Below are 19,401 nucleotides of genomic sequence, written 5' to 3'. Positions count from 1 at the left end.
GTACCAGTAGTGGATGCACGGGTTGATGGCGACGCCCTTGTAGTTCGAGTAGTAGTTCCCTTGATCGCGGTCGGGGCGTGGCCGGGCTCGGTGGCCAGCTCCTCGAACTCGGTCACGTTGCTCATGTCGACGGTGCGGCTCATCGAGATGTTGGTGATCCGCTCCAGGATCGCCTCGACGACGACCGGCACCCGGTACTCGGCGGCCAGCTTCTTGGCCTCCTCGAAGGCGGCGCCCAGCTCGTTCGGGTCGGTGACCCGGATCGCCTTGACGCCCAGGCCCTCGGCCACCTTGACGTGGTCGACGCCGTAGACGCCGAGCTCCGGGGTGTTGATGTTCTCGAACTCCAGGTTGACCTGGAAGTTGATGTCCAGGCCGATCTGCGCCTGGCGGATCAGCCCCAGGTAGGCGTTGTTCACCAGCACGTGGACGTAGGGGACCCGGTGCTGGGCGGCGACCGCCAGCTCCTCGATCATGAACTGGAAGTCGTAGTCGCCGGAGAGCGCGACGATCGGGGTCTGCGGGTCCGCGGTGGCGGCACCGATCGCGGCCGGGATGGTCCAGCCGAGCGGGCCGGCCTGGCCGCAGTTGATCCAGTTGCGCGCCTTGTAGACGTGCAGGAACTGGGCGGCGGCGATCTGCGAGAGGCCGATGGTGGTGACGTACCGGGTCTCCGGGCCGAAGGCCTTGTTCATCTCCTCGTACACGCGCTGCGGCTTGATCGGCACGTTGTCGAAGTGCGTGCGGCGCTGCAGGGTGGCCTTGCGCTCCTGGGCGGAGGCGGCCCAGGCGGAGAAGTCGGGCAGCTCGCCCGCCGCCTTGAGCTCCCCGGCGACCTCGATGAACAGCTCCAGCGCGGCCTTGGCGTCGGAGACGATGCCGTAGTCCGGGGCGAAGATCTTGCCGATCTGGGTCGGCTCGATGTCGACGTGGACGAAGGTCCGGCCCGCGGTGTAGGCGTCCAGGTTGTAGCCGGTGTGGCGGTTGGCCCAGCGGTTGCCGATGCCCAGGACGAAGTCCGACTCCAGGAAGGTCGCGTTGCCGTAGCGGTGCGAGGTCTGCACGCCGACCATGCCGGCGCTCAGCTCGTGGTCGTCCGGGATGGTGCCCCAGCCCATCAGGGTGGAGATGACCGGCACGCCGGTGAGCTCGGCGAACTCCACCAGCAGCGCGTCGGCGTCGGCGTTGATGATGCCGCCGCCGGCCACGATCAGCGGGCGCTCGGAGGCCAGCAGGAACCGCAGCGCCTTCTCGATCTGCGCGCGGGAGGCGGTCGGCTTGTAGACCGGCAGCGGCTGGTAGGTCTCCGGGTCGAACTCGATCTCGGTCTGCTGGACGTCGATCGGCAGGTCGATCAGCACCGGGCCCGGACGGCCGGAGCGCATCAGGTGGAAGGCCTGCTGGAAGACGCCGGGGACCTGCGCGGCCTCCAGGACGGTGGTGGCGGCCTTGGTGACCGGCTTGGCGATCGAGGCGATGTCGACGGCCTGGAAGTCCTCCTTGTGCAGCTTGGAGACCGGCGCCTGGCCGGTGATGCACAGGATCGGGATCGAGTCGGCGATCGCGGAGTAGAGCCCGGTGATCATGTCGGTGCCGGCCGGGCCCGAGGTGCCGATGCACACGCCGATGTTGCCGGCCTTGGCCCGGGTGTAGCCCTCGGCCATGTGCGAGGCGCCCTCGACGTGGCGGGCCAGCGTGTGGCTGATGCCGCCGCCCTCCTTGAGCGCCTTGTAGAAGGGGTTGATCGCGGCGCCCGGCACACCGAACGCGACCTCCACGCCCTCGCGCTTGAGGATCTCAACTGCCGCGCGGGCTGCTGTCATTCGAGGCATCGGGTTACTCCTGCGTCGGCTTGGTTCCGCCGTCGTGTTTCCACGATACGGAAAAATGCTTTTAGGATGCGAAAATCACGGTAGGCGGCGGCCCGTCGGGGCGTCAAGAGTTCCGCAGGCCCATCTTCAACAACTCGTTGAAGCTCGGCCATTGGCGATCCCACCAGGCGAAGCCCCGTTTCCACCCCCGGATCGGCACGGAACAGACGAGTCGCAGGCGCACCGCACCGGCGTTCCGGGCCCGCGGCCGCCGGATGACGTCAAGGTGCCGGGCACGTTCGTGCCACCTCTGAACTGGTGACACCGCAGGCGGCGTGCGCGAGGCTCATCACATCGGAAGCGACCCCAAAGGGCGGACTTCCGAACAATCCGACTCATCTCCTGACAAGGGCGGTATTTGCCATGCCTCGATTCGCCGCGTTCCTGCTGCTCGCCGTCCTCGCCGTCGCCGGTGGTGCCGCCGGCGCCGGTGCCGCCGCCGACCACGGCCGCCCGACCGTGCTGGCCTCCGACGGCTACGGCTGGGGTGCTGCCCCGCAGACCCCGTGAGGGCGCCGCAGACCCGTCGAGGGGCTGCCGCCGCGCCCGCAGCCGAACCAGCACGGAGAACGCCATGCAGATGATCACCCTGCACCTGACCGGCCCCGACTTCCCCGAGCCCGACGAGGCCGCCGTCACCGAACTGATCCAGTCCCACGCCGAGCCGGCCGACCGCGTCGAGCACCTGCGGGTGCAGGGGCGGCCCGGCCGCCTCGACCTCGCGCTCTTCCTGCTGGCCGACGACCGGAGCGCCGCCGAGCACACGGCCCGCGCCCTGTGCCTGCGGGCCCTGCGGAGCGCGCCCTGGCTCGCCGACTGGCGCCTCCCGCGCGAAGCCGGTCCGGGCGACGCCTGGTTCGTGCAGCCGGGCGGTGCCCACCCGTGACGGACGTGACGCCGCGTCAGACCGCGCCGCTGGTCTGCTGCGTCGGCGCCGCGCCGCGCGGCCGGCCCGGCACTGCGGCGCGTCAGCCCCGCGGGCGGACCCCGTCCAGGGTCAGCTCCAGCATCCGGTCCACCGGGACCACCTCGGCGGTCCGCCTGGGCGCGGCCGCCAGCACGGCGGTGTGCGTCAGCCGGATCAGCTCGACCGCACTCAGGTCGGCCCGCACCGTGCCCGCCGCCCTGGCCTCCGCCAGCACGGCGTCCGCCGCGTCGAAGAGCATCCGTTGGCAGGACTCCTTGGCGGCGCCGTCCTGCTCGAAGATCGCCGCCATCAGCCGGCTCAGCTCCCCGCACTCCTCCCAGTGCCGGGCCAGCACCCGCACCCAGGCGTAGAGCGCCTGCCCCGGCCCGCTCCGGGCCAGCAGCGCGTGGGCCTGCCCGCAGGCCGCCGACAGGCCCGCCTCGTAGACCGCGACGACCAGCGCCTCCCGGGTCGGGAAGTGCCGGTAGAGCGTGCCGGCGCCGACCCCGGCCCGCTTGGCGATCTCGTCCATCGAGGCCCGCTCACCGCGCTCGGCGAAGGCCTCGCCCGCCGCCGTCAGCAGCCGCTCGTAGTTGCGGCGGGCATCGGCGCGCATCGGCCGCTCGGACATGGCGGACCAACTCCCTTGCTGGACGGAGGACCCCCTCCGGTGCTGCCGCCGCGGAGCCCGGCTCCGGGACGGCTCTGACCCCCGCCATCCAACACCGTTGGGTCGCCTGAGCGTTCGTCAGGGGCGACCACCGGCGCCGGTGGTGGCCCGGCCCCCGCGCGGCTCCGTCAGGCGGCGCGCCCGATGCTCGCCAGGTAGCCGCGCCAGCCGCCGAAGCCGGTGATCTCCCGGTGCACCCCGCGCTCCAGCTCGCCGCGGGAGAGCAGCATCGAGCAGCAGGCGGTGCCGTCGGCCAGCTCGATCACGCCGAACTCCAGCTCGCGCGGCTCGCCGGGCAGGATCACGTCGCGCAGCAGCTCCAGGCTGACCTCGTACAGCTCGCCCTCGATCGCGGTGTCCACCGCGGGGTCGGGCTGCAGGCCGGGGCAGACGTCCCCGATCGAGAAGAACCGGTAGCCGGGCGCGGTGCGCACCTCGCCGAGGAACGGCGCGTCGCCCAGCACGTGGTGCAGCTCGCCGCCGCGCATCGCCTGGCCGTTGAGGAACATGCGGACCGTCAAGGGGGAACTCCTTCTGGAAAAGCGCACGGTCCACCGGGGCGCAGTCGCCGCGGTGGACCGTACGGATTGGCGATAACCGGGTCAGCCGAGCAGTGCGTAGCCTGGCAGCGTCAGGAAGTCGACGAAGTCCTCGGCGAGCGAGACCTGCTCGAAGAGCTCGCGCGCCTCGGCCCACCGGCCGGCCGCGTACGCCTCGTCACCGAGCTCGGCCAGCAGCGTGTCCAGCTCCTCCGAGACCAGCCGGCGCACCAGCTCGGGGGTGGTCTTCTCGCCGGTGTCGGCGAGCACCACGCCGTTGTGGATCCACTGCCAGATCTGCGAGCGCGAGATCTCGGCGGTGGCGGCGTCCTCCATCATGTTGAAGATGCCGACCGCGCCCAGGCCGCGCAGCCAGGCCTCGCAGTAGCGCAGGCCGACCGCGACCGCGTTCTGCAGCCCGGCCTCGGTGCAGGACCCGCCGGCGCCGGCGATGTCCAGCAGCTGGTCCGCCGTCACCGGCTCGGTGGAGCCGGGGTTGTCCTTCTGGTGCGGCCGGTCGCCGAGCACCGCGTCGAAGCTGGCCCGGGCCACCGGGACCAGGTCCGGGTGGGCCACCCAGGAGCCGTCGAAGCCGCCGCCCGCCTCGCGGTCCTTGTCGGCCTTGACCTTCTCCAGCGCCGCCGCGTTGACCTCGGGGTCCTTGCGGGAGGGGATGAAGGCGGCCATCCCGCCGATCGCGTGCGCGCCGCGCCGGTGGCAGGTCTGCACCAGCAGCCGGGCGTAGGCGGCCATGAAGGGCGAGGTCATGCCGACGCTGTTGCGGTCCGGCAGGACGTACTTCTCCCCGGCGTCGCGGAAGTTCTTCACGATCGAGAACAGGTAGTCCCAGCGGCCCGCGTTCAGCCCGGCGGCGTGGTCGCGCAGCTCGTGGAGGATCTCGTCCATCTCGAAGGCGGCCATGATCGTCTCGATCAGCACGGTGGCCCGGACGGTGCCGTGCGGGATGCCGAGCTCGCGCTGCGCGTGCGTGAAGACGTCGTTCCAGAGCCTGGCCTCCAGGTGGCTCTCGGTCTTCGGCAGGTAGAAGTACGGGCCGGAGTTGGGGTCGGCCTCGCCCTTGGCCAGCAGCCGCTGCGCGTTGTGGAAGAAGTACAGGCCGAAGTCGAAGAACGCGCCGGCCACCGGCACGCCGTCGACCAGCAGGTGGCTCTCGTCGAGGTGCCAGCCGCGCGGGCGGACCACCACGGTGGCCAGCTCGGCCGCGGGCTTGAGCCGGTACTCCTTGCCCTGCTCCGAGGTGAAGTCGATCCGGCCCTCGAAGGCGTCGATCAGGTTGACCTGGCCGGTCACCACCGCGTGCCAGGTGGGCGAGGTGGCGTCCTCGAAGTCGGCGAGCCAGACCTTGGCGCCGGAGTTGAGCGCGTTGACGACCATCTTGCGGTCGGTCGGACCGGTGATCTCCACCCGACGGTCCTGCAGCGCCCGCGGTGCGGGAGCGACCTGCCAGTCCGCGGCGCGGATCTCGGCGGTCTCGGGCAGGAAGTCGAGGGTGCCGGCCCGCGCGATCTCGGCGCGGCGGGCGTGGCGGCGGGCGAGCAGTTCCTGGCGGCGGCCCTCGAAGGCCCGGTGGAGGCCGACCACGAAGGAGACCGCCTGCGGGGTGAGCACCTCCTCCGACCGGGGAACGCGCGGACCGGCCAGGGTGACGACCGGAGCGGTGGCGGCGCCCGGGGAAGCCCCCGGCCGAGAGCTGGCAGATCCCTGGCTGGAAGGTCCCTGGTCTGTAGCCATGGGGTGGACACTCCTTGGACGGTTGAACTCTGTAGGGAGCCGCGGTGGCGGCTTCCCTCGGTACCGACCCACCTACTGGCGAGTTGGATTCTGTAAGGTGGAGAGTAGTTTCCGCGATACAGAATTTCAACGGTTTGTTGAGTGGATCGCCGGGACTCTACTCCTCCCCCGACAGCGAAGGGAACGCCGGTGGCCAGCTCCCCCGCCCCCGACCGAAGCAGTGGCAGCGTGCAGTCCGTCGAGCGCGCCTTCCAGCTGCTGGAGGCCCTCGCCGACGCCGGCGGCGTGGCCACCCTCAGCGAACTCTGCAGCAGCTCGGGCCTGCCGATGCCGACCATCCACCGTCTGGTTCGTACCCTCGCACAGCAGGGTTACGTACGCCAGGACACCGCGCGGCGCTACACGTTGGGCCCGCGGCTGATCCGGCTGGGCGAGACCGCTGGCCGACTGCTCGGCAACTGGGCCCGGCCGTACCTGGCCGAGCTGATGGAGGCCACCGGGGAGACCGCCAACCTGGCCGTGCTGGAGGGCGGCGAGGTGGTCTACGTGGGCCAGGTGCAGTCGCGGCGCTCGATGCGGATGTTCACCGAGGTCGGCCGCCGGGTGCAGCCGCACTGCACCGGGGTCGGCAAGGCGCTGCTCGCCCAGCTGCCCGAGGACGAGGCGCGCGGCGTGCTGGGCACCCAACCGCTGCCCGCGCACACCGAGTTCACCGTCACCGACGTGGACCGGCTGTTCGCCCAACTGGCCCACGCCCGCGAGGTCGGCTACGTGGTGGACGACCAGGAGCAGGAGATCGGGGTGCGCTGCATCGCGGTGGCCGTGCCGGGCGCGCCCACCCCGACGGCGCTCTCCGTGTCCGGCCCCGAGGCGCGGATCCGGGCACTGGAGGAGCAGGCCGGGGGCGCCGGCCTGGTGGCGGTGATGCGGGAGATCTCCCAGCGCCTCGGCGAGGCGCTCGCGGCCTGAGCGCGCCGGTGCCTAACCTCGCACCATGAGGCGAACCTGGCTGCTCGTACTGCCGCTGGTCGGCGCACTGGCTCTGGCAACTCCGGCGGCGGCCGCCCCGCGGGCGGGCGGGGCCGACCTCTTCGTGGTCCCGCTGGACCCGGATCCGGTGGCCCCCGGCGGCACCACCACGGTGCACGCCTTCGTGGCCAACCACGGCCCGGGGCCGGCCGGGGAGTTCACCGTGACCGTCCGGGTCCCGGCCGGCGCGGCGGCGGTCGGACCGTACTTCCCCGAGAACTGCCGGGCGGAGGCGGGCGGGCACCTGGTGCACTGCACCTTCGGCGCCGGCCTGCCCCCGCTGCGCTCCGCGACCGCGCTGATCCCGGTCCGGGTGTCCGACGGGGCGTCAGGAACCCTGCGCGGCGGGCGGGTCACGGTGCACACGGCAGCCGACCCGGACCGGTCGAACGACTCCGCGTCCTACCTGATCCGGGTCGGCTGACCGGGACGGCGCTCCGTCAGCGGTAGACGCGGACGTAGTCGGCCGCGAAGCTGATCGGCGCGGAGCCGACCGGGCCCGGGTGGTACTGGCCGGCGGTGACCGACAGGTTGAGGATCAGGTTGGCCGACCAGTTGGCGCCGACCCCGGTGCCGTCGGAGAACACCTTGACCCCGTTGACGTACCAGTCCACCGAGGTGGCCCCGTAGTAGGTGCCGATGGTCACCCACTGGCCGGCCTTCACCGCGGAGGCGTCGGTGTAGTACTTCACCGCGGAGTTGACGTGGTTGGTCAGCTCCAGCAGGTTCGGGTTGTCCGGGTGGTACTCGAACGAGTCGATCTCGTTGCCGCCGTTCTGCCAGGTCCACAGCGCCGGCCAGGCACCGCTGCCGGTCGGCAGCTGGACCCGGGTCTCGGCGTAGTCGCCGGTCTTCACCTTGAAGTTCCCGCTGGTGCCCTCGGTGGTCAGCAGGCCGGTGGTCCAGGCCTGCTTGCCGTTCTCCAGGGTGTGGCTGGACGGCTGGGCGGTGAAGGTGGCGGTGCCGCCCGCGACCTTGACGTCGGACGGGTCGATCCAGTCGAGCTTGTTGTCGTCCGGGTTGTGGGTCCCGTACTTGTAGGCACTGCTGGTGCTCGTGTTCCACCGGCTGCTGTCGAGCGGGCCGTTGAACTCGTCCGACCAGGTCAGCGACTTGCCGGCCACCGGCGCCGCGGGCGCCGGGGTCGGGGTGGGCGCGGGGGTCGGGGTCGGCTGCGGCGCGGGGGCCGGTGCCGGGGTCGAGGCCGACCCGCCGACCGTCAGCTGCTTGCTCGGCAGGTTGTGCCAGGCGCCGCCCTGGTCCTGGTAGTAGCCGAACACGGTGTACGTGCCGGCCGGGAAGCTGCGGCTGCCGGTGGTCATCGTGGTGGTCCACGGGCAGAGCTGGACGTTGCTGTGCGACCCCGGGAAGTCCAGGTTGTTGCCGGCCGCGTCCCGGACGCCGACGCCCAGGGTCTGCACGGTGAAGCAGGAGCCGGCGTGCACGGACAGCTGGGCGGTGGTGGCGGCACCGGCGGTGGCGGTGGTGGGGGTCAGCACGTCCTGGCTGACGGTCGGCGTGGCCGCCGGGCCGGGCCGGGCGGTGCCCCAGGACCAGGCCTGGGCCTGGCCGACCATCGGGACGGCGAGCAGGGCGAGCGAGCCGGCGACGACCCCGAGGCGGGCGGGCGTGGCAGAGCGGATCATGAGCGGTCCTCTTGCGACGCCTTCGGAGTTAGCTGTCGGGTTCGGACCGCAAGATGGCCCGGCCGTGGGTGCACGGCTTCACCCCGAGCCGGGCCCACGCCCGCGAACGGCGAGGGAGGGCACGGCGAAGAGCTGTGGGTCCCCCGCTCCTGCCTGTACCGGTGCTGTGGGAGCCGACCGCCGGGCAGGCAGGACTCGGCGTCCCGGCGGCTGGGCCCGCCGATGCGGCGGACAGCCTGCAGGCTAGGCAGATGAGAAGATCGTCATCAACGCGATCTGGCTCACACCGGCCCGGAACCGGCCCGGATCAGCGCCCACCGGCCCGCCAGCGGGCGGCCGCGGCCACCCGGCTGTGCACCTGCAGCTTGGCGTAGGCGTGCTCCAGGTGCTTGTCCACGGTGCGGGCGGAGACCGCCAGCCGGTGTCCGATCTGACGGTCGGTCAGCCCCTCGGCCAGCAGCTCCAGCACCGCCGCCTCACGCTGCGTCAACTGCCCCGGCGGGGGCGGCGGCGGGGGCGGGGACAGCCGGTCCAGCGCGTGGCTGAGGCGGGCCCGCAGCAGGGCCGCCGAGTCCAGGTCGGCGTCGGTGAAGTCGCTGCCGGACCGGTGCACCACCATGGCCACCGTGCGCCGCCCGGCCGGCGCCCACCCGGCCGGGAAGGCCATCGCCAGCTGGTGCTCGGCGCCCGCCGCGCGCAGCGCCTCCCGGTAGGTGCCGAGCCGGTGGTAGTCGGTCAGCGACTGCAGGTCCGAGCGGCGCACCGGGACCCCGGGGCCGGTCACGTCCGTGTGCCGGAAGAGCGGGTCGGCCGCCGCGTTCCGGTAGAAGCCGGCCAGTGCCGCCGGACCGAACAGCCCCTGCGGGGTGTGCAGCGGAACACGCCCCGCCGGGGTGCGGACCGCCCAGGTCAGCCCGTCACCGGGCACGGTGCGCAGCAGCAGCGGGAACAGCGCCGGCAGCAGGCTCTCCTCGTCGACGGCGTCGAGCAGCAGGTCGATCACCGCGCAGATGCGCCGCAACCCGGCCTCCCCGGACACGCTCACCCTTGGAGCGTGCGCCTGCGGGGAGGCCGGGTCAAGCCGGGCCCCGACAAACCCGGCCGGCACCGCCCGGCCCAACTCGAGCGGTTCGAGGGGTGGCTCAGCGGCTGGCGGCGTACACCCGGTTCACCGGGCTCTCGGCGGCCAGCCTCCAGTGGTGCAGCCCGGCCCGGTCGGCCAGGTCGCGCATGGCGTCCTCGCCGGCGTGGTTGCCCATCGCCATCGGCCCGTGCTGGGCCAGCGCGGACGGCAGGCAGACCGCCACCGAGGCCGAGACCACCGCGCGCCCGACCGGGTGGGCGTTCTCGGTCACGTCGGCCGAGACGTTCGGCTCCACGATCATGCAGGAGCCGCCGTCCGCCAGCGCCTCCCGGGCGTGGGTCAGCGCGGCGCCCGGGTCGCCCATGTCGTGCAGGCAGTCGAAGAAGGTGATCAGGTCGTAGGCCGTGCCCGGGAAGTCCTGGGCGGTCGCCACGTCGAAGCTGACCCGGTCGCCCATGCCCTTCTCCTGCGCGAGCCGGCGGGCCTGCTCGATCGACGGCGCGTGGAAGTCGAAGCCGTGGAAGCGCGACTGCGGGTAGGCCTCGGCCATCAGCATGGTCGAGTAGCCGTAGCCGCAGCCCACGTCGGCCACCTCGGCGCCCTCGGCGAGCTTGCGCTCGGTGCCGTTCATGGCCGGGATCCACTCCGGCACCAGGGCGCCGGTGTAGCCGGGGCGGAAGAACTTGGCGGTGCCGGAGAAGAGCGCTCCGCTGTGCTCCTCCCAGCCGACCCCGTTGCCCGTGCGGAACGCCTCCATCAGGGCGTCCTCGGTGGCGTAGAGCGCCTGCAGCATGGTGAAGAAGCCGGCGCAGTAGGTCGGCGCGTCCGGGTCGGCCAGCACCGCGGCGTGCTCGTCCGGCAGCAGGTAGCTGTCCGCGGCCGCGTCGTACTCCACGTACTCGCCGGCCACCTGGGCGGCCAGCCACTCGCGCAGGTACCGCTCCTGCAGACCGGTCCGGTCCGCCAGCTGGGCCGAGGTCATCGGTCCGGCACCGGCCATCGCGGTGTACAGGCCGAGCCGGTCGCCCAGTGCGGTGCACAGGCCGGCCACCGCGGCGCCGCCGTCGGTCACCACCCGTTCCAGGAACTCCATCATTCGGTCCTCGTCCACGGGCATGCTGACCGCCTCCTCCTTCGCGCGGGTCCTCGCCCGGTGCCCACTCCAGCAGACGGCGGGCGTCCCGGGCCATACGGGATTCTCCGTAGGCCCGGGACGCCCGCCGCGGTGTCAGGTGTGCTGCAGGACCAGTTCGTCCTTGAGGCTGCCGCGGATCTGCTCGCGCAGCTCCGGGCTGTCGGTCTCGCCGTGGACCGACACCGCGTGCTCGGTGGCGGCCCGGACGACCTCGTCCTCGGTGCCGCTGATCACCAGCGAGCAGTTGGCCTCGCTGGGGAACTCCCGGCAGTCGGCTACCTTGCGCATGGTCGACCTCCCGATCCGCCCCGTGACCGGGACCTGCCGGCGGGCCACCCGCTGGCCCGGGGGACCGGCACGCTCCGGTGCGGGCGTGTCGCGGAACCATTGTCCCTCCGGACGACCGGTCCGATAGCTTGGATCCTGCTCACCCACCCGTTCCGCAGCCCGTCAGGAGAACTCCGCCCGCCATGACCGAGACCGCTGCCCTGCCCGGCTTCGCCGGCCGGACGTACCTCTTCGAGGTCGACAACGGCGCCGCCTTCCGCAACGCCTACTCCGCCGACGGCAAGCGGCTGCGCTGGGAGGGCCTGGGCGAGTCCGCCGGGCAGTGGGAGGACGTCGGGCTGCACGTCGCCCAGGTGGCGGCGCAGATCTGGTTCGTCAGCTGGACCGAGGCGAGCGGGATCACGGTCAGCCACGTGATGGACCTGGGCGCGATGACGGTGCGGGTCTTCTGGACCTACGAGGGCGAGGGCGGCCGGGTCGGCGAGCTGCACACCGGGCGGCTGCGGCAGGTGGACTGACCCCCGGTCGGCTGACGTCCCGGCAGGGACCCGACCACCGGTCGGGCCCCTGCCGCGGTTCCCGGCCGGGACCGTGCCCCGCGGGCCTCAGCCGCGACCGGCCTCCCACTCCCGGCGGTACTCCGCGAAGATCTCCTTCAGGTGGTGGCCGATCTTCAGGTAGTCCAGCGAGTCCAGGTTGGCCAGCGAGACCCGCACCGACCACTGCGGGCCGTCGAAGCCGCCGCCGTTGAGCAGCACCACACCGGTCTGCTCGGCCAGCCGGAAGAGCGGCTCGGTCGGCTCGTAGGTCTTCTCCAGGTACGCGGCGAAGTCCGCCCCCGCGGTCCGCTCGGCCTCGGCCAGCAGGTCGAGCTCCACGTAGTAGCCGGCCCGCTGCGGATCGTCGGCGATCCGCATCCCCGAGCCCTCCAGCAGCAGGTCCAGCCGTTCCCGGACGACGCCCTGCACCCGTGCCTTGTAGGCCTTGCCCTCGGGCAGCAGCGCGAAGAGCGAGAAGAGCACCAGCTGCGCCTGCTGGGGCAGGCTCAGCCCGGCGGTGTGGTTGAGCGCCACCTGCCGGGAGTCGGCCACCAGCCGGTCGACGAAGCGGAGCCGCTCCGGCTCCAGGGTCAGCGTGCCGTAGCGCCGGGCCAGCCGCTCCTTCTCGGCCGGCGGCAGCGCGGCGATCAGCTCGTCGACCACGTTGTCCCGGTTCAGACCGATCAGGCCCAGCCGGTGGCCGGTGCAGCCGTAGTGCTTGGAGTAGGAGTACACCAGCAGCGTGTTGCGCGGCAGGTCGGCGGCGAGGCTGCGGAACCCGTTGACGAAGGTGCCGTACACGTCGTCGGTGACGATCAGCAGGTTCGGGTTGCTGGTCGCCACGATCTCCTTGATCTGGTCGGCCACCCGCCGGGAGAGCGCCAGCGAGGGCGGGTTGCTCGGGTTGACCAGGCAGACCAGCTTGACCGCGGGGTCGGCCAGCTTGGCCACCTCCTCGGTCGGGTAGCGCCACTGCCGCACCCCGGTCTCGGCGAACATGCCGGCCTCGACCCGGACCACGTCGAACTCGTAGTCCTCCAGCTCCGGGATCTCGATGTAGGGGGTGAAGACCGGCACCATCAGCGCGATCCGGTCGCCCTTGTGCAGCAGCCCGTTCTTCATCAGCGAGTCGAAGACGTAGCACATGGCCGCGGTGCCGCCCTCGGTGGCGAACAGGTCCATGGTGCCGGCGGGCGGCCGGCGGTCCATCAGCTCCTCGGCCAGGTAGCCGCGGGCCACCTGCTCGGCGTGGGTCAGCATCCGGTCCGGGACGGGGTAGCTGTCGCCCACCACCGCGTCGGCCAGCTCGTGCAGCCAGGCGTCCCGGTCGAAGCCGAACCGCTCCACGCCCAGCCGCACGCAGTCCCGCAGCAGCTCCACCCCCGGCAGCGCGGGGTGGCTGCGGCACCAGCGGTCGAACCGCTGCCCGGTCCCGGGCAGGTCCGGCATGCCGCCCAGGTCGTCCGCGGTCCACACCCGCCGGCTCTCGGCGAGCCCGAAGTAGCCCAGTGCGTAGAACGCCTCGCGCGGGCCGGTGGCCACCCAGTTCGGGTTGCCGCGGCCGGCGTTCAGCAGGTGCGCGGTCGACCGGCCCTTCTGGCCGTCCTGGTGGGTCTGCGCCAGTCTGACGAACTCGCCCTTGAGCTCGAACGGGCTCAGCCGGGCCAGCCGGTGGATCTCCGCCCGACTGGTCGAAGGCCTGGTCATGTCTGTCCCTCCCTGGGACTGGGGGGTGTGGGGACTGGGAGTGCGGGTGCGCGGAGTGCGGGTGCGCGGACCGGTCAGGAGCCGATCAGCCCGACCAGGACCGGTCCGGTCAGCGGCAGCAGGAAGTTGGAGAGGGTGTAGGTGATCGTGTAGCCCAGCATCGGCACGCTGCTCTGCGCGACGTTGGTGATCGAGGTGATCGCCGGGGTCGAGCACTGCTGGCCGGCGATGGCGCCGATCAGGATCGGCGGTTCGATCCCCAGCAGCCGGCGGCCGACGAAGAGCGACAGGAAGGCCGGGACCACCACCATCAGGACCCCGGCGGCCGGCAGCAGCACCGGGTACTCCTTGAGCAGCGCGCCCGCGTCGGGGCCCGCGGCCAGGCCGGTGACGGCGATGAAGATGGACAGGCCCAGGTCCTTCATGGTCTGCGCGGCGGCCGGCGGGTAGGCGCCGAAGGTCGGGCGCTGGGACCGCAGCCAGCCGAAGAACAGGCCCGAGATCAGGCAGCCGCCGCCGGTGCCCAGCGCCAGCGCGGCGCCGCCGGCGTGCACCGTGATCATGCCGATCAGCACGCCGACGCAGATGCCGAGGCTGATGTAGATGTAGTCGGTGGTGTCCTGCCGGACCGTCGCACCGACCTTGGCGGCGAACCGGTCCACCCGCCCGCGGCTGCCGACCACGGTGAGCGTGTCGCCCTGGTGCAGTTCGGTGGAGCCGACGGCCGGCAGCTGGTGGTCCACCCGCTGGATGGCGGTCAGGTAGACCCCGCCGGTGTACTGGCCGTCCTGGGCCCGCACCCGGTCCAGCGAGTTGCCGGCGATCTCCTTGTTGGTCACCACCACCTGGCGCACCGCCAGCGGGCTGTCCAGCCCGGGCACGCCCGCGGTCTCCGGCCCCAGCTCGTGCCCCGCGTCCAGCACCGCGGCGCGCCGGCCGACCACCAGCACCTGGTCGCCGCGGCGCAGTGTGAGGGTCGGCTCGGCGGCGAGCACCTTCTCGCCGCGCTTGACCCCCTCGATGGTGACCAGGTCGTCGCGGACCCGCTCGAAGTCGCCGACGGTGCTGCCCTCGCCCTGGGAGACCAGGTAGGTGCGGCCGACCAGGGCCGGCAGCGCGGCCTCCTCGTCCGCCTCCAGCGCGGCGTCGTCGCCGCGCATCCGCTCCCAGATCTTCCGGGACGCCTCCGGCAGCTCGATCCGCAGCAGCAGCGGGAAGACCTGGCTGGTCAGCAGGACGATGCTGACCAGGCCGAAGAGGTAGCAGACCGAGTAGGCGGTGGCCACGTGGTTCTGCGCCTGCACGATCTGGTCGTGGCTCAGGCCGGTCAGCTTGCCGATCGCGTCCTGGGCGGTGCCGACCACCGCGGACTCGGTGGCGGCACCGGCCAGGATGCCGGCGGCGGTGCCCACGTCCAGGTCGAAGCCCTTGGCGAAGCCGTAGGCCATGGTCAGCACCACCACCACCTCCAGCGCGCAGAGCACCCCGAACCGCAGGCCCTTGGCGTTGAGGTTGGAGACGAACTGCGGGCCGGCGATGTAGCCCAGCGAGAAGATGAACAGGGCGAAGGCGACGTTCTTCACGTCGCTGTTCACCGAGACGTGCTGGGTGCCGATCAGCATCGAGACGATCAGGGTGCCGCAGATGCCGCCGAGGGTGATCCGGCCGACCCGCAGCCTGCCCACCAGGTAGCCCAGCCCCAGGCAGGCGAAGAGCGCGAGAACGGGGTTCTCCCGCAGCAGGTTCACCGCCGCGGCCCGGCGGCGCAGGAGGAGTTGATCATAGGTCGGATTAGATCGCGCCTTGTGCGACGTGTCCGTTCATGACACTCCGGCAGTGCGGCGGCGGCCCGTCAGGCGGGCCAGGCCACCGCGAAGGCGCGCGCCGGGTTCTGGCGCAGCATCAGGTCCAGCGCCGGCTCGCCCAGGGTGCGGGCCAGCCGCGGGCCCAGGGCGGTGAGCAGGTGCGGCATGCCCGGGCCGTCGGCGCCCACCGAGCGGGCCGCCGCGGTGGTGGTGTCGCCGCCGAGCAGCAGCCGGTGGCCGTGGCCGGCCTCGAACAGCGCGGCGAGCAGCTCGGTCAGCCGCCAGTCGGTGGCGTGGTGGGCGCGGGACGGACCGTCGAACACCAGGTAGGCGCCGGCGGCGGCGAGCTCGCGGTGCAGGCCGGCATCGGGGAACCGGCCCAGGTGGCCGAGCAGCACGCTGCCGGGCGGCACGCCGAGGCCGGTGAGCAGCTCCAGCACCTCGGCGGCGGCGGTGCCGTGCTCGTGGTGCACGGCGATCGGCGCGCCGGTGGCGAGGTGCGCGGCGGCGGCCGCGTGCAGGGTGGCGGCGGCGTGCGGGTCCAGCCGGTGGAAGGCGCCGGCCACCTTGATCAGGCCGGCCCGCACCCCGGTGCCCCGGATGCCCGCGGTGAGCTCGCCGGTGAACAGCTCCGCCAGGGTGTCCAGCGGCGGCAGCCGCTCGTAGTGCGCGGCCCGGTGCAGCCCCGTGGCGGCCACCAGGTGCACCCCGCTCCCCCGGGCCAGCGCCGGCAGTTCGGCCGCGTGCCGGCCCAGCCCGTGCGGGGTCCACTGCACCACCGCCCGCCCGCCGGCCGCCCGGAACGCGGCCAGCTCGGCGGCGGCGGCCGCGGGGTCGTCCAGCTCCTGGCCCGGCAGCAGGACGCTGCGCAGGAACAGGTGGTCGTGCGCGTCGCAGATCCCGAACCCGGCCGGGTCCAGGTCGCCGAGCACGGTCCGGATCCGCTTCACTGCGCCGCCCCTTCCGCGTCCAGCGCCTCGAAGGCCGCCGCCGCGACCCGCAGCGCGGCCAGCGCCTTCGGCGCACCGATGTACGGCGCCTGGTGCACCAGCACCTCGACCACCTGCTGCCGGGTCAGCCCGACCCGCAGCGCGCTGCGGATGTGGCCGGTGAGCTGCGGGTCCACCCCGCCCAGGGTGGCCAGCGTGGCGATGGTGACCAGCTGGCGCTCCGGCGGGGTCAGCCCGGGGCGCTGGTAGGTGCCGCCGAACAGGCTGGTGACGATCCAGTCCGGGAACCCCGGGGCGATCCGCTCCAGTGCGGGCAGCGCGGCGAGCTGGGTGGCCCGGTCCTGGTACTCGTCCAGGGTCCGGTAGCCGGCCGCGCGGTCGACGGTGGCGCGGCTGAGCGAGTCCTCGACGGTCACCAGTGCCGCCCCTCGGTCAGTCCGGTCAGCTCCGGGGCCGACAGGTGCAGCATCTGGTAGCGCTCGCCGTCCCCGGCCAGTCCGTCCCCGCCGAGGCTGAGGGTGACCAGTTCCCAGCGGGTGACCTCGACCGCGACCGCGGCACTGTGGCCCGCGGCCGCCAGCCGGTCGGCGGCCCGTGCCACCGCCTCGCCCGGATCCGCGTCCTCGGGCAGTGGTTCGACCCGGCGGATCGCGGTGGTGGGTGCACGGTCGAACTCCGGCCCGCGCCGGAATGCCGCGCCGAGCCAGGAGCGGACCGACGGGCGGCCGAAATCCCGACTCAGCCCGCGAAATCCCGGACCCCACAGGAAGGCGTTCATCCCCGCCGGGGTGCGCCACAGGTAGAACGGCGCGTACTGGTTGACCGGCGAGCCGGACACACCGCGCTCCCGGACCAGATAGGCCTTGACTCCCAGCCCCGGAAACGCGTCCGTCTGCTGGGCTTTCTCCTTGATCCGGCGGCGGATGATGCCCATGTCGTAGTCCGCGGGCAGGGTGAACTCGTACTGCATCGCCTGCATGGCCGCACTCCCCCTCGTGAATGGTGGCCTCGTGAATGGTCGCCCCCGCTCCTCGTCGAATGCGGGGCGCCCTCCGGTCCTGCTGCAGAGCACTGTACATACTAGTAGGTACAGTGCGCCAGTAACATTTCTCTCTCGGCCGTGGGAGCGCTCGCAAAAAGGCTGGACAGGACCCGGGGAACAGGCGATAGTGTGCGCGGAATAGTTGAATCTTCACGTGTTGTTGTCCGGGCCGGTAGTTCGAATACACCGAAAGGAGTCAATGATCGTGACCGCCCTCTCCCCCGCCGAGGAGTACGCCCGGGCGCAGCTGTTCTTCGACGCCAAGGCCTACGCGGACGCCGCGCTGATCCTGGAGCCGTTGGTCGCCGCCGAGCCGGCCCAGCTGGCCCCCCGGCTGCTGCTGGCCCGCAGCTACTACCACTCCGCGCAGCTGAACCGCGCCGCCGCCGAGCTGCGCCGGATCCTGGACCGGGACCCGGCCGAGAGCTACGCGCACCTGATGCTCGGCCGCACCCTGGAGCGCCAGGGCCACCCCGACCAGGCCCGGCCGCACCTGCGGCTGGCCGCCGCGATGACCGACGCCTTCGCCTGAGCGGTCGGCCCCCACGGACCGCCGCCCGCCCGCACCCCCACGCGGGCGGGCGGCTTGCTCGCCGACGCGGGCGCACCCGCTTCAGCGCAGCAGCAGCCCCAGGGCCAGGCCCGCGATCAGGACGCTGGAGAGCAACGCGGTGGCCAGTCGGCCCCGGTCGCCGGTGAGCACCCGGCCCAGCACCGATCCCCCGCCGGCCAGCAGCAGTTGCCAGGAGGCCGAGGCGAGGAAGGCAGCCAGCACGAACACGGTCGCGCTGCCGGGGCGGGCCACCCGGCCGCCCAGCACCAGCGCGGCGAAGTACAGCACGGTGGCCGGGTTGAGCAGGGTCAGCCCGAGCAGGGACAGATAGGCGCGCGACGGCGAGGCGGCGAGCACCGAGGGGCCGCCACCGGCCCGGCGGGCCCCCAGCGCGGTGCGGGCCGCGATCACCAGCAGCACGGCAACGGCCGTCCAGCGCAAGGGAGTCGACACCGGCTCCAGGATCTCCACCAGCCCCTGGCCACCGAGCACGGCGAGCGCCGCGTACGCCCCGTCGGCCGTCGCCACCCCCAGCGCGGCGGCCGCCGACACCCGCCACCCGGCCCGCGCGGCGAGGCTCACCAGCAGCGCCCCGATCGCCCCCACCGGCACCGCGATCCCGTACCCGGCCCACAGGCCGGCCAGCAACGCGGCCGTCACGGCGCGGTGCGCACGGTCCGCCCCGGCTCGACGGCGGGCTGCTGTCGGCGCCCGGCTCCCGCGGGACGGCGGACGAGCGGGCGCGGCGGCAGTGTCGTGGTCATGCGGGACATGGTGCTCGCGGGGGTGGGGCGGGGCAAGCGATTTTGCCCGGGCCGCGGCACCGCGGCGGATCAGCGGCCGTCGCCGCCGGCGAGGTACTGCTCGATCCGCTGCTGGTTCTCCACCAGGCGCAGGCAGAGGTGGCGCAGCTGGGCCAGTTCCTCCGGGGCGAAGCCGCGGAACAGGGCGGCCATGGCGCGCCGGCTCGGCTCGCGGAAGGCGGCCAGCCACTCCTGGCCCGCCGCGGTCAGGTGCACCCGGACCGAGCGGCGGTCCTGCGGATCGGCCCCGCGGGCGGCGAGCCGCTCGCGCTCCAGGGTGTCCACCAGGCCGGTGATGTTGCGCGAGCTCACCCCGCCGGCCCGGGCCAGCTCGCCGATGCTCAGCCCGTCCGGACCGGCGCTGCCGAGCCGCACCAGCACGTCCAGCGCCCCCGCGCTGACCCCGCGCCCGTCCGCCCCCTGCCCCCGCAGCCGCTCCACCGACTGCGCCGCCGACCGCACGGCCGCCGCCGCCTCCAGGGCCCGGGTGTCGCCCCCCTGCGTGAAAGCGGTCATGGCGCGCCGGACGGCGGGGGCGTACTGGTAGCCGTCGGGGTCGGCGTCGGTCTGCTGGGCGGCAGGCATTTATGTACCTCCTTCTTAATGAAGGAGCACTCTACCCGATCTCACGCTCCGTGCACAGGGGCGGGCCCGTCGGGGCCGGTTCCGTGTCACCTTGTCGACGGAACGTCACGAACGGGCCCCCGGAACGATCACGCGGGCCACTCTGTCGCACCTGACGCCCCGTCGGAAGGGCGCCGGGCGACGAAGACGAACTCCCGACCCGGACGATCCGGGGCATCCCGGACCTCGCGCAGCAGGAACCCCGCCGCCGCCAGGTCCGCCTCGACCTCGTCCCGGGCGCGGAACCGCAGGGTGGAGTCCGAGGTGAGCCGCTGCCCGTCGGCGGCGAAGGCGTAGTGCCAGCGGAAGGAGACCAGCGGACCGGCCACCTCGACCAGCTCCACCCAGGTCTCCACCGCGCCGACGCCCGGGATCTCGGTGACCCGCAGGGTGGCCGCCCGGTTCCACCCCTCCCAGGCCCGGCGGGCCGGGTCCCGGGTCTCGAACACCAGGTGGC

The 19,401-nt window shown here is 73.0% G+C and carries 21 protein-coding genes, 1 pseudogene and 1 riboswitch; of the genes and pseudogenes, 6 read left to right on the top strand and 16 right to left on the bottom strand.

The window, feature by feature from the left end:
* Positions 1 to 1,832: glyoxylate carboligase (gene gcl / locus ACFW1A_RS17380; RefSeq protein ID WP_380409918.1), on the bottom strand; the 1,832-nt coding region annotated here is incomplete at its 3' end.
* 402 nt (positions 1,833 to 2,234) lie between these two features.
* Between gcl and ACFW1A_RS17375 the strand changes: the two genes are divergently transcribed.
* Positions 2,235 to 2,381 (top strand): hypothetical protein, encoded by a 147-nt coding sequence (locus tag ACFW1A_RS17375; protein WP_380409916.1) that lies wholly within the window; start codon positions 2,235 to 2,237, stop codon positions 2,379 to 2,381.
* A 64-nt stretch (positions 2,382 to 2,445) separates the two neighbouring features.
* A complete protein-coding gene (locus ACFW1A_RS17370) occupies positions 2,446 to 2,757 on the top strand; it encodes a hypothetical protein (protein WP_380409914.1) in 312 nt (103 codons plus the stop codon).
* Between the two features lie 82 nt (positions 2,758 to 2,839).
* Here ACFW1A_RS17370 and ACFW1A_RS17365 read toward each other — a convergent pair whose 3' ends face one another.
* From ACFW1A_RS17365 to aceB, 3 genes are all read right to left on the bottom strand, one after another.
* Positions 2,840 to 3,409, bottom strand: a complete 570-nt coding sequence (locus tag ACFW1A_RS17365; RefSeq protein WP_380409912.1) for a TetR/AcrR family transcriptional regulator — start codon at positions 3,407 to 3,409, stop codon at positions 2,840 to 2,842.
* Positions 3,410 to 3,576: 167 nt separating this feature from the next.
* Positions 3,577 to 3,969 carry a gamma-glutamylcyclotransferase gene (locus ACFW1A_RS17360; protein WP_380409910.1) on the bottom strand — a complete coding sequence of 131 codons (393 nt, stop codon included), beginning with the start codon at positions 3,967 to 3,969 and terminating at the stop codon, positions 3,577 to 3,579.
* Positions 3,970 to 4,050: 81 nt separating this feature from the next.
* A complete protein-coding gene (gene aceB / locus ACFW1A_RS17355; RefSeq protein WP_380409908.1) occupies positions 4,051 to 5,739 on the bottom strand; it encodes a malate synthase A in 1,689 nt (562 codons plus the stop codon).
* Positions 5,740 to 5,967: 228 nt separating this feature from the next.
* On the opposite strand from aceB, the gene ACFW1A_RS17350 reads away from it, so the two are divergent.
* Both ACFW1A_RS17350 and ACFW1A_RS17345 read left to right on the top strand, forming a co-directional pair.
* Entirely contained in the window at positions 5,968 to 6,708 is a 741-nt protein-coding gene (locus ACFW1A_RS17350) for an IclR family transcriptional regulator (RefSeq protein WP_380409906.1), read from the top strand.
* A gap of 25 nt (positions 6,709 to 6,733) precedes the next feature.
* On the top strand, positions 6,734 to 7,192 hold the full coding sequence (locus ACFW1A_RS17345; RefSeq protein WP_380409904.1) for a hypothetical protein: 459 nt from the start codon (positions 6,734 to 6,736) through the stop codon (positions 7,190 to 7,192).
* A gap of 16 nt (positions 7,193 to 7,208) precedes the next feature.
* Here the strand turns inward: ACFW1A_RS17345 and ACFW1A_RS17340 are convergent, their stop codons facing one another.
* The 4 genes from ACFW1A_RS17340 to ACFW1A_RS17325 all read right to left on the bottom strand — a co-directional run bounded on the left by ACFW1A_RS17340 (position 7,209) and on the right by ACFW1A_RS17325 (position 10,921).
* Positions 7,209 to 8,414 (bottom strand): hypothetical protein, encoded by a 1,206-nt coding sequence (locus ACFW1A_RS17340; RefSeq protein ID WP_380409902.1) that lies wholly within the window; start codon positions 8,412 to 8,414, stop codon positions 7,209 to 7,211.
* 3 nt (positions 8,415 to 8,417) lie between these two features.
* A riboswitch (cyclic di-AMP (ydaO/yuaA leader) is annotated at positions 8,418 to 8,588 on the bottom strand.
* A 133-nt stretch (positions 8,589 to 8,721) separates the two neighbouring features.
* Complete coding sequence (locus ACFW1A_RS17335) at positions 8,722 to 9,459, bottom strand: response regulator transcription factor (protein ID WP_380409900.1); 738 nt, start codon at positions 9,457 to 9,459, stop codon at positions 8,722 to 8,724.
* A 97-nt stretch (positions 9,460 to 9,556) separates the two neighbouring features.
* Positions 9,557 to 10,615 carry a class I SAM-dependent methyltransferase gene (locus ACFW1A_RS17330; RefSeq protein ID WP_380409898.1) on the bottom strand — a complete coding sequence of 353 codons (1,059 nt, stop codon included), beginning with the start codon at positions 10,613 to 10,615 and terminating at the stop codon, positions 9,557 to 9,559.
* Positions 10,616 to 10,726: 111 nt separating this feature from the next.
* On the bottom strand, positions 10,727 to 10,921 hold the full coding sequence (locus tag ACFW1A_RS17325; protein WP_380409895.1) for a DUF1059 domain-containing protein: 195 nt from the start codon (positions 10,919 to 10,921) through the stop codon (positions 10,727 to 10,729).
* Positions 10,922 to 11,103: 182 nt separating this feature from the next.
* Here ACFW1A_RS17325 and ACFW1A_RS17320 point away from each other — a divergent pair, with 182 nt between their 5' ends.
* Positions 11,104 to 11,439 carry a hypothetical protein gene (locus ACFW1A_RS17320; RefSeq protein ID WP_380409892.1) on the top strand — a complete coding sequence of 112 codons (336 nt, stop codon included), beginning with the start codon at positions 11,104 to 11,106 and terminating at the stop codon, positions 11,437 to 11,439.
* A gap of 87 nt (positions 11,440 to 11,526) precedes the next feature.
* On the opposite strand, the gene ACFW1A_RS17315 is transcribed toward ACFW1A_RS17320, so the two are convergent.
* The 5 genes from ACFW1A_RS17315 to ACFW1A_RS17295 form a co-directional block, all read right to left on the bottom strand.
* Positions 11,527 to 13,167 carry a bifunctional aspartate transaminase/aspartate 4-decarboxylase gene (locus ACFW1A_RS17315; protein WP_380409890.1) on the bottom strand — a complete coding sequence of 547 codons (1,641 nt, stop codon included), beginning with the start codon at positions 13,165 to 13,167 and terminating at the stop codon, positions 11,527 to 11,529.
* A gap of 74 nt (positions 13,168 to 13,241) precedes the next feature.
* On the bottom strand, positions 13,242 to 14,915 hold the full coding sequence (gene aspT / locus ACFW1A_RS17310) for an aspartate-alanine antiporter (RefSeq protein WP_380409888.1): 1,674 nt from the start codon (positions 14,913 to 14,915) through the stop codon (positions 13,242 to 13,244).
* Positions 14,916 to 15,019: 104 nt separating this feature from the next.
* A complete protein-coding gene (locus ACFW1A_RS17305; RefSeq protein WP_380409886.1) occupies positions 15,020 to 15,922 on the bottom strand; it encodes a phosphotriesterase in 903 nt (300 codons plus the stop codon).
* Positions 15,919 to 16,338: a carboxymuconolactone decarboxylase family protein gene (locus ACFW1A_RS17300; RefSeq protein WP_380409884.1), complete on the bottom strand. Its 420-nt coding sequence runs from the start codon at positions 16,336 to 16,338 to the stop codon at positions 15,919 to 15,921. The genes ACFW1A_RS17305 and ACFW1A_RS17300 overlap by 4 nt, the downstream gene beginning before the upstream one ends.
* Positions 16,335 to 16,901, bottom strand: coding sequence for a DUF4865 family protein (locus ACFW1A_RS17295; protein ID WP_380409882.1), 567 nt, complete (start codon positions 16,899 to 16,901; stop codon positions 16,335 to 16,337). The genes ACFW1A_RS17300 and ACFW1A_RS17295 overlap by 4 nt, the downstream gene beginning before the upstream one ends.
* Positions 16,902 to 17,163: 262 nt before the next feature.
* Here ACFW1A_RS17295 and ACFW1A_RS17290 point away from each other — a divergent pair, with 262 nt between their 5' ends.
* Positions 17,164 to 17,496 (top strand): tetratricopeptide repeat protein, encoded by a 333-nt coding sequence (locus ACFW1A_RS17290; protein WP_380409880.1) that lies wholly within the window; start codon positions 17,164 to 17,166, stop codon positions 17,494 to 17,496.
* 81 nt (positions 17,497 to 17,577) lie between these two features.
* On the opposite strand, the gene ACFW1A_RS17285 is transcribed toward ACFW1A_RS17290, so the two are convergent.
* The 3 genes and pseudogenes from ACFW1A_RS17285 to ACFW1A_RS17275 form a co-directional block, all read right to left on the bottom strand.
* Positions 17,578 to 18,177, bottom strand: a complete 600-nt coding sequence (locus tag ACFW1A_RS17285; RefSeq protein ID WP_380409878.1) for a LysE family transporter — start codon at positions 18,175 to 18,177, stop codon at positions 17,578 to 17,580.
* A gap of 173 nt (positions 18,178 to 18,350) precedes the next feature.
* Complete coding sequence (locus tag ACFW1A_RS17280) at positions 18,351 to 18,905, bottom strand: MarR family winged helix-turn-helix transcriptional regulator (protein ID WP_380409876.1); 555 nt, start codon at positions 18,903 to 18,905, stop codon at positions 18,351 to 18,353.
* Positions 18,906 to 19,033: 128 nt separating this feature from the next.
* Positions 19,034 to 19,401: pseudogene (locus ACFW1A_RS17275) on the bottom strand (SAM-dependent methyltransferase); the annotation flags it as partial.

The organism is Kitasatospora sp. NPDC058965, assembly GCF_042741245.1.
Taxonomy (GTDB): Bacteria; Actinomycetota; Actinomycetes; order Streptomycetales; family Streptomycetaceae; genus Kitasatospora.
This window is presented reverse-complemented; position numbering and strand designations above follow the sequence as displayed.